Origin of the sequence: Ruminococcus sp. (genome assembly GCF_019417665.1) — a bacterium.
In the GTDB taxonomy this organism is placed as follows: Bacteria; Bacillota; Clostridia; order Oscillospirales; family Ruminococcaceae; genus Ruminococcus_C.
In genome coordinates, this window is the sequence record NZ_DXUU01000061.1 from 1 (window position 1) to 12,379 (window position 12,379).

14 protein-coding genes, 1 pseudogene and 1 riboswitch are annotated in these 12,379 nt (G+C 45.9%); of the genes and pseudogenes, 3 read left to right on the forward strand and 12 right to left on the reverse strand.

Going from position 1 to position 12,379, the window contains the following annotated elements; all coding sequences use genetic code 11:
* Positions 1-26: 26 nt before the first annotated feature.
* Together QZ375_RS14305 and QZ375_RS12160 are read left to right on the forward strand one after the other, a co-directional pair.
* Positions 27-158, forward strand: a pseudogene (locus tag QZ375_RS14305) (leucine-rich repeat protein); the annotation flags it as partial.
* 66 nt (positions 159-224) lie between these two features.
* Positions 225-2,324, forward strand: a complete 2,100-nt coding sequence (locus tag QZ375_RS12160; RefSeq protein ID WP_295219526.1) for a leucine-rich repeat protein — start codon at positions 225-227, stop codon at positions 2,322-2,324.
* Positions 2,325-2,394: 70 nt separating this feature from the next.
* Here QZ375_RS12160 and QZ375_RS12165 read toward each other — a convergent pair whose 3' ends face one another.
* The 12 genes from QZ375_RS12165 to ribD form a co-directional block, all read right to left on the reverse strand.
* Positions 2,395-3,177, reverse strand: coding sequence for an HAD-IIB family hydrolase (locus QZ375_RS12165; RefSeq protein WP_295219527.1), 783 nt, complete (start codon positions 3,175-3,177; stop codon positions 2,395-2,397).
* Positions 3,178-3,200: 23 nt separating this feature from the next.
* Positions 3,201-3,704, reverse strand: a complete 504-nt coding sequence (locus QZ375_RS12170; protein WP_295219528.1) for an adenylate kinase — start codon at positions 3,702-3,704, stop codon at positions 3,201-3,203.
* Between the two features lie 4 nt (positions 3,705-3,708).
* Complete coding sequence (gene ribE, locus QZ375_RS12175) at positions 3,709-4,173, reverse strand: 6,7-dimethyl-8-ribityllumazine synthase (RefSeq protein ID WP_295219529.1); 465 nt, start codon at positions 4,171-4,173, stop codon at positions 3,709-3,711.
* A 92-nt stretch (positions 4,174-4,265) separates the two neighbouring features.
* Positions 4,266-5,447, reverse strand: a complete 1,182-nt coding sequence (locus QZ375_RS12180) for a hypothetical protein (protein ID WP_295219530.1) — start codon at positions 5,445-5,447, stop codon at positions 4,266-4,268.
* A gap of 14 nt (positions 5,448-5,461) precedes the next feature.
* Positions 5,462-6,658, reverse strand: coding sequence for a bifunctional 3,4-dihydroxy-2-butanone-4-phosphate synthase/GTP cyclohydrolase II (locus QZ375_RS12185; RefSeq protein ID WP_295219531.1), 1,197 nt, complete (start codon positions 6,656-6,658; stop codon positions 5,462-5,464).
* Complete coding sequence (locus QZ375_RS12190) at positions 6,659-7,195, reverse strand: GNAT family N-acetyltransferase (protein ID WP_295219532.1); 537 nt, start codon at positions 7,193-7,195, stop codon at positions 6,659-6,661.
* 44 nt (positions 7,196-7,239) lie between these two features.
* Positions 7,240-7,836, reverse strand: a complete 597-nt coding sequence (locus QZ375_RS12195) for a hypothetical protein (protein WP_295219533.1) — start codon at positions 7,834-7,836, stop codon at positions 7,240-7,242.
* Positions 7,837-7,905: 69 nt separating this feature from the next.
* On the reverse strand, positions 7,906-8,385 hold the full coding sequence (locus QZ375_RS12200) for a hypothetical protein (RefSeq protein WP_295219534.1): 480 nt from the start codon (positions 8,383-8,385) through the stop codon (positions 7,906-7,908).
* Positions 8,386-8,523: 138 nt separating this feature from the next.
* Positions 8,524-8,988, reverse strand: a complete 465-nt coding sequence (locus tag QZ375_RS12205) for an ATP-binding protein (RefSeq protein ID WP_295219535.1) — start codon at positions 8,986-8,988, stop codon at positions 8,524-8,526.
* A 122-nt stretch (positions 8,989-9,110) separates the two neighbouring features.
* Positions 9,111-9,290, reverse strand: a complete 180-nt coding sequence (locus QZ375_RS12210; RefSeq protein ID WP_295219536.1) for a hypothetical protein — start codon at positions 9,288-9,290, stop codon at positions 9,111-9,113.
* Positions 9,291-9,919: 629 nt separating this feature from the next.
* A complete protein-coding gene (locus tag QZ375_RS12215; protein ID WP_295219537.1) occupies positions 9,920-10,567 on the reverse strand; it encodes a riboflavin synthase in 648 nt (215 codons plus the stop codon).
* A 6-nt stretch (positions 10,568-10,573) separates the two neighbouring features.
* Complete coding sequence (gene ribD / locus QZ375_RS12220; RefSeq protein ID WP_295219538.1) at positions 10,574-11,662, reverse strand: bifunctional diaminohydroxyphosphoribosylaminopyrimidine deaminase/5-amino-6-(5-phosphoribosylamino)uracil reductase RibD; 1,089 nt, start codon at positions 11,660-11,662, stop codon at positions 10,574-10,576.
* A gap of 263 nt (positions 11,663-11,925) precedes the next feature.
* A riboswitch (FMN riboswitch) is annotated at positions 11,926-12,054 on the reverse strand.
* A 150-nt stretch (positions 12,055-12,204) separates the two neighbouring features.
* Between ribD and QZ375_RS12225 the strand changes: the two genes are divergently transcribed.
* A complete protein-coding gene (locus tag QZ375_RS12225; protein ID WP_295219539.1) occupies positions 12,205-12,354 on the forward strand; it encodes a helix-turn-helix domain-containing protein in 150 nt (49 codons plus the stop codon).
* The last annotated feature ends 25 nt before the right edge of the window (positions 12,355-12,379 follow it).

Consider the following 12,379-nt stretch of genomic DNA (forward strand, 5'->3'; position numbering starts at 1 on the left):
TTCTATTATACCATATTTGTAGCTCAATGGGAAGATTTAATCAGTGTTTCCTTAGTCCTTTTGCATTTGATTATAGTGATAATAATTTGACTTCCATTACGTTACCGGACAGCATTTCGATCATTGGTGCAGGAGCTTTCCAAAATTGTACCAGTTTGACAGAAATTGAAATTCCAAGTGGTGTCAGTCAGATTGCCCCGTGGTTGTTCTCTGGATGCACAGAATTGGAGAAAATTTCTCTTCCAGATACTATTCAAGACATTGGTAACGGCGTTTTTTACGGTACAGCGTGGCTTGCAGAACAAAAAGCGGAAAATGATATGGTGATTCTGGATACATGTTTGATTGACGCTGCTCAGTGCAGCGGCGATGTTGTGATCCCTGATGGCGTGACAAAAATCTGTGGAGGTGCTTTTTATACAGGAAGCGATACAGAGAGTCAGATCACATCTCTAACAATTCCAGCGAGTGTGGCAAAAATAGATTTATCCGTTTTAAGTGACTGTGAGAATTTGCAATCTATTTCGGTGTCGGAGGACAATTTAAAATACCAAAGTAAAGACGGCGTTTTATTTTCCAAAGATGGAACAAATCTTTTGTGTTACCCAAAACAGAAAAGCGGTGCTTATGTGATTCCAGATGGTGTGACGGAAATTCGAAGAATAAGTATTTTTGACAGCGCTTTTTATAATTGTACAGAATTAACGAGTGTAACTATTCCAGATAGTGTGACAGAATTAGAAAATTCTGCATTTTTCGGATGTACTTCTCTCTCCAGTGTGACATTGCCACAGGGAATGACCAAAATTGGACAATCTGCTTTTTCCGGTTGCACCAGTTTAGCTGAGATTTCCATACCAGACAGCGTAACTGAGGTGGGATATCAGGCGTTTTGGGGTACTGCGGTTCTGGAGGCACAGACAGGTGCGGCGAAATACATAGATCACTGGCTGATAGACTTCGACAGCAGCGTGTCTGAACTAGAAATTCTGCCGGGGACGGTTGGAATTGCAGATGGTGCGCTTCATTCTGTTTATGTTGATGATGAAGAATCAACTGCAAAGTATCTGAGAAAACTGACCATTCCAGACAGTGTGAAGTATATATGTGATGAAATGCTTGATGATGAGGATGAAGCTTATTATTTCATCAATGTTTCAAAGCTGGAAGAGGTTTCGATGTCAGATACGTTAAAAGAACAGTATCTTCGGTTGTTTGTGTATTCGCCCTGGGCGCAGGCACAGGCGAAAACACTGGACAATGGCATGATAGTCGTTGGTGACATTCTGGTGGATGCGTCTATGTGTGAGGGTGACGTTGTTGTGCCTGATGGGATTACTACTATTGCAAGCAATGCTTTTAGTTGTTACAATCCTGATAACGAAGAAGAAGCGTACAAAATCACAAGTATCACGTTCCCGGATAGTGTAACTCGCATAGAGGGAGGTGCTTTTTGGGGTTGTCTTGGCTTGAAAGAATTTAATATACCGGAACACTTGGAGTATCTTGGAAGTGCAGGATATATGTGTGCCTGGAGTCCTCAGAATTTAGAAATGCCATATGTGGAATTGCCGGATTCTCTCACGGAAATCAAAAAGTATGCTATTTATAGTGCAGAATCCGTAAAGTTTCCGGATACCATGACAGAACTGCCGTCTGGTGGTGCGTATGGCGGTGGATTTGTGTTAAGTTCGGTGTGTCATGCTTCAGAAGTGATCCTTCCTAAAAATCTGAAAATCATATCTGCATTCTCATTGGCATGGAATGATTTTGAAAGCATTACCATACCAAAGACTGTTACAGAGATTGAAGGGGGTGCCTTTGCAAATTGCACCAATTTGCAGGATGTTTATTTTGAGGGAACAGAAGAGGAATGGAATGCGATTGATATTTCCTGGTCGGGCTATTGGTTCTTCCATAACGGACCTCTTTCCGCAGCTGAGATCCATTTTCAGGACAGTCCTGATAAGCCGGATGAGACCACAACAAGCACAACGGCTGCTACCACTACGACCACCTCCGAAACAACCACAACCGCTAAAATCAATACCACAAGTTCTCCTATTGAAACAGAGAGCACCAGCACAACAAAGAATACAACAGATTCCACCGTTCTCTACGGCGATGTAAACCTGGACGGCAGAGTAGATATCACCGACTCTGTTCTCCTGAACAAAGCCGCTGCCGGTGCGGTGAAACTTTCCAATCAGGCGGCAGACAATGCCGACTGCGATGCCAACGGCGAACTCGGCACAGACGATGCTATTCTGCTGCTGAAATTCCTGGTGCATCTTGTGAATACACTGCCATATACAGAGGCATGACCATAATTATTCTATAACGCAAACAACACCGCATACCCGGATTTTTCGGATATGCGGTGTTGTTTTCATTTTATATCAGGTTAAAATGTGCCAGTGCCTTTTCCAGTCCGTCCTCTTTTAGATTCACCGTGATGTAGTCCGCATAGGGGTGCAGCATGGGATTGTCTCCCATGGCGATCCCTGTGCCGGCAAATTCCAGCATGGGACGGTCGTTGAGACTGTCGCCAATGGCGAAAACCTGTTCTCGTTCTGCGCCAAACAGTTCCATTAGTTTTGCCATGCCCTTTGCTTTGGAACAGCCCCAGGGAACCATCTCAGCAAAATTGTTTCCCCGGTCGATATAATCGAATTTGCCCTGGATTCCTTTCTGGAATCCAGCAAGGTCACTTTTTTCGTCATACCAGATGACAAATTTGTCTGTGTACCAGTCCGGCGTTTCGGGTACTGCTGAGAACGCTGTGTGCTTTCTGGTGTATAGATCCAGAAGCTCCTCCAGCCCTGGCAGCATCCGTGTCTGTGTGTCGTAAAACATGGCATCGCTGCGTTCATATAGCACGGCAACGTTGGTGCGGCGTACCAGTTCCACGATTTCCCGGCTGAGCGAGGGTGTTTGCGTCTCGTGGAATAAGATCTTGCCGTCATATTCCAACTCCGTGCCGCAGCCGTAGATATAGCCGTCGAAACCGATTTCTTTCAGGAATGGATCCACATTCATGGAGGTACGTCCGGTGTTGATGAGGGTGGCGTTGCCTTTGGCACGTGCAGAACGTATGGCACGGACTGCTGATTCCGGCAGAAAGCCGTCCTCGGAAATAATGGTGCCGTCGATGTCGAAGAAGATGAAGTTTTGCATGGTATCACCTTTTTTCATTTGTTCTATGATGTGAAGATGTCAGCCGTCTTCTTCAGAAAATCCGATGCTTCCTCCCGTGTGTGAAAAACAATTATTTCCTTGTCTTTTGTTCGCTGCAATAATTGCTCCATTTCTGGCCGTTTTTCGGTATTGAAGCTTCTCACGAAGTCCAGGAATTCTTCATCTTGTTCTGTTTCGATCCACGGCATGTCCTCTCTCGGAAGTCCCATACGGGATGCAACACCCTTCAGACATACTTCTGTGGGGTAATCCAGCCAGAATACAGTGTCACAATAGGCGAGTCGTTTTGGCATGGTTCTGGCATAATTGCCGTCTATGATCCATGACTTCTGCTCCAGGATATGCTGTAGTTTTTCGTCGAATTCCTGTCTTGAAAAGGTTGTTTTGTCCGGCTTATGATTCAGCATATCCAGATAGTACAGTGGAAGTCCGGTGATGTCTCTTAATGCACGTGAAAAGGTACTTTTTCCGCTGCCGGGACAGCCGATGACTAGAATGCGCTGCATGGATTTACTCCACATTCTTGAACAGACTTACCATTTCCAGCGCCGACATAGCACAATCATAACCCTTGTTGCCTGCCTTTGTGCCGGCACGCTCAATTGCCTGTTCAATGGTATCTGTTGTCAGCACGCCGAACAGCACCGGTACGCCGGATTCCAGTCCCACCTGTGCAATGCCCTTGGAAACCTCAGCGCATACATAGTCATAGTGGCTGGTAGAACCACGAATGACTGCACCCACGCAGATGACTGCGTCATACTTGCCGGAATTCGCCAGCTTCTTCGCTGCTAGGGGAATTTCAAAAGCACCCGGTACCCATGCCAGTGTAATATCATCTCCGTCTGTGCCGTGGCGCAGGAGACAATCCTCTGCACCGCCCACCAGCTTTGTGGTGATAAACTCGTTGAATCGGGATGCCACAATGGCGATTTTCAGTCCCTTGCCTTCATACATGCCTTCTAATGTTTTCATAAGAATACCTCCAGATTTTTATTTTTCACCTTTTCGTTGGAATTGGTGGTAGGATTTGATTCGTATCAGGTCGAGTGTGAATAAACTGCGCTTCAGAAAAGCAGCATTGCCGCCCGGTTCTGTACCTGGATATCACTGCCGCTGGCATCATAATCCAGACTGACCAGCTGTACATGCGGAAGTTTGCGTTGCAAGGAAGAATAGATCCCTTTGCCGCAGACCTGGTTTGCCATACAGCCGAAGGGCTGGACGCAGGCAATACGGTGATATCCATGTTTTGCAAAGTTGCAGATCTCTCCGCCGATAAGCCAGCCGTCTCCGACGGAACACCTGCTGGAAAATGACTGCCGGGCAGTTTGCGCAAATCCAGAAAAAGCGTCGAAACAGACAAAACCCTTTTCCCGAATTGCCTGTACCATCTGCCGCTGCATCCGTTCAATATATGCCCCAGCGGCACGATATGCCGCCGCCATAACAGGATTTACCATAGAAAGTTCCGTCAGGTGAGTGTTGATATAATACAACGCATACCAGGAGAAACCATTTACCATTGGTTCTGCGCCTTGCTCCCGCAGATATTTCACCAGATCATGGTTCCCCAGGGCACAGTATTTAATATACAATTCTCCCACGATCCCAATTTTGGGACAATTTCGTTTGAAACGCTTGATACTGGCAAAATTCTCGGCAATTGCTTTGAAATTGCGCCGGATCGCCTGGGGATGCAGATGCTTTTTTTCTTTGAGATCTGCCTGCAGCCAACACATCCATTTCTGGTACAGGGTGTCGGATGCTCCGATAGCAGCTTCATAGGGCTTCACCTGATTGTACAGCAACAGAAGCATGTCGCTGTACAGCACTGCCGCCAGGGCTTTCCAAAGCATGAAAGGAGTCAGGTGAAACTGTATCTGTTCTTTTTGCTCCACAAAATTCAAGGAGATTACCGGCATGGAGATTCCGGCACGTTTCAATGCCGTCCGGATGAGGTACAGATAATTTGAGCCGCGGCAGGCATCTCCAGCCTGAGGAATCAGAAATACGCTTTCTGCCGGATCCAGGATTCCGCGCTGTACTGCTGTAATCAGCTGTCCGATGATCAGAATCGCCGGATAGCAAAGGTCGTTATGCCCATAGGAAAGCCCGGTGCGCACCACATCCTGCCTGTTTTTCAGTACCGTCATCTCCATCCGGCTGGAAGAAAACGCATACTGGAGCAGATCAAAATGTGCATCCAGCATGGCGGGAATCACCACTTTTGTGGGAATGTGTTTCACAGGAAAGACCTCTTTCAGAAATGCAGATAATGCCCCATCTTAAACTGCTTTGTCTTGAGATACCGCAAGTTTTCGGGCTTTTCGGGAATGTCGATGGGTACACGTTCTTCTACAGTAAGCCCATATTCAGACAGGTCTGCAATTTTGTCGGGATTGTTGGTCATAAGCCGCAGGGAAGTTGCCCCTAAGTGCTTCAGAATTTGTGCTCCTACGCTGTAATCCCGGAGATCCGGTGCAAAGCCCAACTGGATATTTGCTTCTACTGTGTCCAGACCATCCTCCTGCAATTTGTACGCCCGGATCTTATTGAGCAGTCCGATGCCTCTGCCCTCCTGCCGGAGATAGACCAGAATGCCTCTGCCCTCTGCTTGAATCATATCCAGTGCACGTCCCAGCTGTTCGCCGCAGTCGCAGCGGCAGGAACCGAACACATCGCCTGTCAGGCATTCGGAGTGTACCCGGCACAGCACCGGTTTTCCGTCAGCAACGTCACCCATGACAAGCGCCACATGTTCGTCACCATTAATGGTGTTGCGGAATCCGAACATCTGAAATTCGCCGTGAGAGGTGGGCAGCTGGGCACGTGCCACTTCTTCCACGAAATTGTCGTGATTCCGGCGGTAGCGCTGCAATTCCCGGATGGTGATAAAGGAGAGTTCATGCTGCTTTGCAAATTCTGCCAGACGCTCGCCCCGCATCATGGTGCCGTCATCTTCCATGATCTCACAGCACAGCCCCACCTGGGTCAGTCCGGCTAGGCGCAGCAGATCGACTGTAGCTTCTGTATGCCCGTTGCGTTCCAGAACGCCGCCGGGTTTTGCTTCCAGAGGGAACATGTGACCCGGCCGGCGGAAGTCTCCCGGATGTGCCGACGGATCCGCTGCCATGCGTGCTGTCAGTCCACGCTCTACGGCGGAAATGCCGGTGGTTGTGTTGATATGGTCAATGGAAACGGTAAATGCCGTCTCGTGGTTGTCCGTATTGTGGGAAACCATCTGCGTCAGCCCCAGCCGGACAACATTGTCATGGCTCATGGGCATACAGATCAGCCCCTTGGCATAGCTTGCCATGAGGTTGACGTTTTCGGTGGTGGCAAATTGTCCGGCGCAGATGAGGTCGCCCTCATTTTCCCGGTCGGGGTCGTCTGTCACCAGGATGCACTTTCCGGCACGCAGATCCTGCAGTGCCTGTTCAATGGTTTGATATTCCATTTATAAAACCTCCTTGCGGTTTGATTGTTTCACACAAAATAACACATGCGGCATATCCACGCCCCTGTAATGTTTTGTCCAGGTGTCCACGCTTTTCATGCCGTTTCGCAGTGCCACACGCTGTGAGGGAAGATTGGTATCCCGGATGATGGAACACACCTCGTCGACGTGCAGTGTTGTGAAAGCATATTCTTTGCACGCTTTCGCCGCCTCGGTGGCATAGCCCTTGTGCCAGCAATCTTGTCGGAATAAATAGCCGATCTCAAGGACTTTCCGGTCTTTCCACGGCTGTATGGTAAGTCCACACTGTCCGATCATATCTCCCGTTTCTTTGAGAATAACTGCCCACAAGCCGAATCTGTGCCCATAGCTTTCATAGCGGGAAAGCTGTCGATCGAGCCATTCCTGTACTTCTTCATTGCTGAATGCGCCCTCATAGGCGTACATGACTTTTTCGTCCTGTAAGATTTTGCACAGGGATGCAAAATCGTTTTGTGTCATCTCACGCAGAGACAAACGCTTCGTTTCTAATATCATGTGCGCACCTCGTTTCTACAAAATGTATTTCGCTGTACCATTTTTCACACGTCTTGCGGTTTATGTTCAAGAATAAATTCTTGCTTGCATTGTTTCAATCGGTGAATGTCCTTCAGATTTCCATATAAAAAGCAACATCCTGCCAGAACAATCAGAGAAAAGAAAATACCTCCCAGCAAAGAAACGTAGCCTTTTTTCTGTTTTGCTTCATCCAGACTGCGGTATACGATATTGTCGCTTTCTAGTGTATCTACAAATTTTCGATTTGGATACAAGGTGCGATGCCAGCGGATGTATAGAGTATCCCCAACGGAAACATCTGTCAGAAGCTGCTGCTGTTCTGCTGTGCCAAACCAATTTGTTTTAATTCTGTATTGCTGCCCGGAAGTGTCCTGCAAGATATAGTAATGGTGTTTTACTCTATTCGCATATTCACAGGACTGAAAAGAAATAGCAGATGTATACCAGCTGTCTACATCATATGTATGAAAATCAAAGAAGCAAAGGACTGCCATGAGAAGCGGAACGAATAGAAATTTACAGATGGTTTTACAGCGTGCTTTCTTTTGTGCAATAACTTTTGTTACTTTAATCGCTTTTGGCTTCTTTTGCTTTTTGCTGCGGTGTTTTTGGGAACGCATAACTTAACAGTGCTCCTTGCAGTAAAATCTATTTTTCCGGAACAGTTCTATCATGGCTGAAACGTTCAATCAGCACAGCCAATTCATTTTTTGTAGAAATGCAGCCAATTCCCTTGCTTTGGAGGACTGTATTACATATAACAATTCATTGTTAAACATTAGCATTACTTGATTGCCCTCATTTGTTTCACAATATATGAACTGATTTGCCATGATTTCGACAACTGCCGGTTTCTTTTTATCCAGTGATGCAAAAACAATCCTGTCTTTGCATAAATAAATGTTTGCGTTGCGAACCTCTTTTCCGGTATCCAGATTTCCATTTATTTTTAGCAAAATGGGGGATTGGATCCTATTTTCCATTTTTGCGTATTTTTTCTTCATTCGGATATGATATACCATCAGAAAAAGCAAAAGAATCAAAGTAAACAGGAATCCTGAAATAATTGCAAAATAAGATTGAGATGGAGCTAATTTCCTTATCATGAGAAAAGCGGTAATGGTATAGATGCACCCAGTAAAAAGTGCGGTATAGATTGATGCTTTCATTCTCGGTTATCCTTTTGAAATCTTTCATTCAGCAAACTCCATTCTCCCAAATCAGCTTTACTGTCATATCGTTTGCTTACATTTGTATCAACTTTTCCAGGAAATCTTTTGGCATACAGATTTGAAAAGTCTGAAAATTTAATCATGAATCCACACATCAATTTCATCTTTGGTTGGCGATTCAAAAATGGATTCCACTTTTTGTCGCAGTTGCTCATCAATATAGTATGCGCTGATTTCTCCTGCCAAAATCAAATGATTTCTTTTCTGCAAACGTTCTTGCCATATTTCATTGCTGATGTCGATGAAATGAATTTCGCAATCAATATTTCTGGATCGATAAAACTCCCTGGCATACGTTCTTTCTTCTTTCGTCCAAAAGCCCCAATCCAGTATCACATTGATACCTGTTTCAATGATCTCTACTGATTTATCAAATAGGTACTTTTCTAATTTTTCCACATATGTATCATGTTTCTCTCCGATATTCTGGTCGAAGAGCGCCAGCGTGATCTCATCGACAGAAAGTATCACTGCATTGTTTTTGATACGTTGTTGTTTCGCATATGTGCTTTTGCCGCAGCAGATTTTTCCGCAGGTCATAATCACCTTTGCCATATTCTACTCACTCCATAAATTGGATGTTCAACGAAACCCATTTTTCTGTAATAACTCTATTGTCACGCCGATCTCCTTCGGTTGCATGGTAAGTCTGCATTGTTCGATCATGTTCTGGCTTCTTTGAGGATAACCGTCCCATAAGCCGAATCTGTGTCCATCGCTTTTTCATAGCGGGCAAGCTGTCGATTCAACCACTGCTGTACTTTTGCATGGCTGAATGTACCCTCATAGGCGTACATGACTTCTTCGTTCTGTAAAATTTTACACAGAGAGTGCGAAATCATTTTGTGTTATCTCACACAGAGACAATTGTTCTGTTTCCAATATCATGTGCGCATCTCGTTTCTACAAAATGTATTTCGCTAGATGCTTTTTTAGTTGCAATCGCGTACTTGGATGTTTCTTTTGCTGCAATACTGTATGAAGAATTTCTCCATTTTATTTATTTCTAATGGTTCACATAAGGGTAGCTTATAATACTTGTGCTTTCCATATTTAATTCTCAACAAATAGGATTCACTATTATTTTCACCGACACTGTAACTGGTGAAACAGATTTCATGGATGTTATCAGAGGTGATTTTAATTGTTTTTTTGCCGTATTTTCGCAGAAGAAGGTTTTCACCTGATACTTCAATAAAAGTTTTGCACTGGAAAGCATAATCAATTAAAGACAATAAAAATACAAAAAAACAAATTGCAATGAAAAGAATGATTAACTCAAAGATGAATTCATCTGATTTGATTATGGCCATTATAACAAATATGATTGAAATGAAAGTCATCGTTATGGCAGTGCCTTTAATACCGCCTTTTTTATTGTTTTTAATTATCATGTGATCGTCATCTGGAATAATTACATTAGCACTCATAGAAATATTTTTTTACCTCTTATCCGGATGAAATATATGGATTAAAATCCGTTTTCAGCAAGAAATTCCATAGTGATCTTGTTTGTTTCGGGTAAATCAGTTGTAGGTTTCATCAGCTTTTCCACATACTTTCCAATGATGTCTGTCTCCAGATTGACGATTTCCCCGGGACGATGCTTTAGCAGCGTAGTTTCCTCACCAGTATGAGGAATGAGACTTACGGTGAAATTCGAATGGGTCACTTTTGCTACTGTCAGACTGATGCCGTCAATGGCAATTGACCCTTTTTCTACCACATACCGCAGCAGTTCCGACGTTGCACCAATGGTTACCAGCATTGCATTGCCCTCAGGCTGCATGGACTGGATTTTACCTGTGCCGTCAATGTGTCCGGCGACAATGTGTCCCCCGAAGCGCCCGTCTGCCGCCATGGCTCGCTCCAGATTCACCATGGAACCAGGTTTCAATGTACCTAAATTACTGCGGCGCAGGGTCTCCGGCATGACATCTGCTGTGAATCCATCTGCATCCATGGAGATCACCGTCAAGCAAACACCGCTCACGGCAATACTGTCCCCGATTTTCGTGCCTTCCAGCACTTTGGATGCCGTCAGTTCCAGTTCGCAGCGACCCGGCGTTTTGGTCAGCCGCCGGACTGTGCCCATTTCTTCTACGATCCCTGTAAACATGTGTGCTCATTCCTTTCTGGTGTACTCTAGCAGGAGATCTTCTCCCAGCTGTGTGATTGTGGGCGGTGAAAGCAATACTGCTTTTGCCGGAGCCAGGATACCCATGCCGCCAATGGGAGACAGTCCGTCACCGCCGAACAGCTTTGGTGCCAGGTAGACCTGTACCAGATCGGCGCAGCCTGCTTGCAATGTCGCCGCATGTATGGATGCGCCTCCCTCGATGAGTACGCTGTCCAGCCCACGCTGTCCCAGTATCGCCAGGCATTCCCGGATGGAAACGTGTGTGCCATCCAGCGGTGCTTCCAGTACCGTGACACCTGCGGCTTCCAGGGCAGTACGCTTTTCCGGGTCGGGCTGATGGGTGAAAACGATCACGGGGATATCCTTTGCTGTCTGTACCAGTCGGGATATCAGCGGAATGCGCAGGTGGGTATCCAGTACCACACGTACTGGCTGGCTGGGATTTTCACAGCGGCAGTTCAGCATGGGGTCATCTGCCAAAACCGTGCCGATACCTACGCAGATGGCGGCAACACGTTTCCGGGTCTGGTGCACATGGGCACGTGCAGTTTCTCCTGTGACCCACCGGGAAGCACCGCCGGCACAGGCGATCTTGCCGTCTGCGGTCATGGCGTATTTGAGAATGGTATACGGCATTTTTGTGGTAATATACCGGAAAAAGACAGGGTTCAAGGCATCGCATTCCTGCCGGAGAAAATCTGTTACCACTTCTACGCCGTGTTCCCGGAGAAAGGCAACACCCTTTCCGGCGACCAGGGGATTGGGATCTCGAGAACCGATATACACACGCTGGATGCCGCTTTCCAGAATCGCTTCGGTGCAGGGCGGCTGTTTGCCGTGGTGACAGCATGGCTCTAAAGTGACATACATGGTTGTCCCTGTGGGGTCAGCGGTGCAGTTTTTCAGCGCATTTCGTTCGGCGTGAAGATCGCCGTATCTGGCGTGCCAGCCCTCGCCGATGATGCGCCCGTCCTTGACGATCACTGCCCCCACTAGGGGATTGGGATTGACAAAACCAGTTCCGCGTTTTGCCAGCTGAATGGCACGCTGCATATAAAATGTGTGTTGCGTCATTTGAAATCACTGCCTTTTTTGGAATGAGGAGCGATGGTGTTCGCTGCGCTCACAGAAAATAAAAACTGAATTATTTGGGACTTATTGCTGAATCCACATGTTTTCTTTACGTGAATAAACTTTAAAAATCATCGCCGCAGGCGATACCGCCATTCCTAATTAAAAAAATAAAGCCTACCCTGTGAAAGTACCACAGGGTAGGCGTAAAGCTGTACGAATTCCGTACAGGAATTTACAGAAGTTATGGGGGAAACACGTAATGTGCGCTGCTTCTCTCATCCGGACTATACCGTCGGTTTCGGAATCGCACCGAATCAGCCGTATGGCTCGCAGACTGGGACAAACTGTCCATCACTGCCGGTCATGAATTGCACAATGCCCTGAAGCATAAAAGTATCTGTTTATAGTATAGCATACATTACATCTTCTGTCAAGATACGAAAAACAGGATTTTTCCGCTTCTTTCTGCTTGACTTATTTTTTTATCTTTGCTATACTATAATAAAAAAGCATCTTAACAATGACTAACGGGGAGACCGAACATGACGGACGAAGAGATAAAACAAACCATTGCACAGAATATTGCGCAGTATCGAAAAAAGCTGGGTCTGACTCAGTTTGAACTTTCGGAGAAGATCAATTATTCTGATAAGAGCATTTCCAAATGGGAACGGGGAGTTTCCCATAGTTAAAGATACCACACCAAATATGATGAAC

Bases quoted from the DNA above. Each gene is read 5' to 3' on its own strand.
- ribE (WP_295219529.1), bottom strand. From the start codon at position 4,173: ATGAAAACATTAGAAGGCATGTATGAAGGCAAGGGACTGAAAATCGCC.
- QZ375_RS12200 (WP_295219534.1), bottom strand. From the start codon at position 8,385: ATGAAAGCATCAATCTATACCGCACTTTTTACTGGGTGCATCTATACC.
- QZ375_RS12170 (WP_295219528.1), bottom strand. From the start codon at position 3,704: ATGCAGCGCATTCTAGTCATCGGCTGTCCCGGCAGCGGAAAAAGTACC.
- QZ375_RS12165 (WP_295219527.1), bottom strand. From the start codon at position 3,177: ATGCAAAACTTCATCTTCTTCGACATCGACGGCACCATTATTTCCGAG.
- QZ375_RS12215 (WP_295219537.1), bottom strand. From the start codon at position 10,567: ATGTTTACAGGGATCGTAGAAGAAATGGGCACAGTCCGGCGGCTGACC.
- QZ375_RS12210 (WP_295219536.1), bottom strand. From the start codon at position 9,290: ATGATTTCGCACTCTCTGTGTAAAATTTTACAGAACGAAGAAGTCATG.
- QZ375_RS12225 (WP_295219539.1), top strand. From the start codon at position 12,205: ATGACGGACGAAGAGATAAAACAAACCATTGCACAGAATATTGCGCAG.
- ribD (WP_295219538.1), bottom strand. From the start codon at position 11,662: ATGACGCAACACACATTTTATATGCAGCGTGCCATTCAGCTGGCAAAA.
- QZ375_RS12195 (WP_295219533.1), bottom strand. From the start codon at position 7,836: ATGCGTTCCCAAAAACACCGCAGCAAAAAGCAAAAGAAGCCAAAAGCG.
- QZ375_RS12205 (WP_295219535.1), bottom strand. From the start codon at position 8,988: ATGACCTGCGGAAAAATCTGCTGCGGCAAAAGCACATATGCGAAACAA.
- QZ375_RS12190 (WP_295219532.1), bottom strand. From the start codon at position 7,195: ATGATATTAGAAACGAAGCGTTTGTCTCTGCGTGAGATGACACAAAAC.
- QZ375_RS12185 (WP_295219531.1), bottom strand. From the start codon at position 6,658: ATGGAATATCAAACCATTGAACAGGCACTGCAGGATCTGCGTGCCGGA.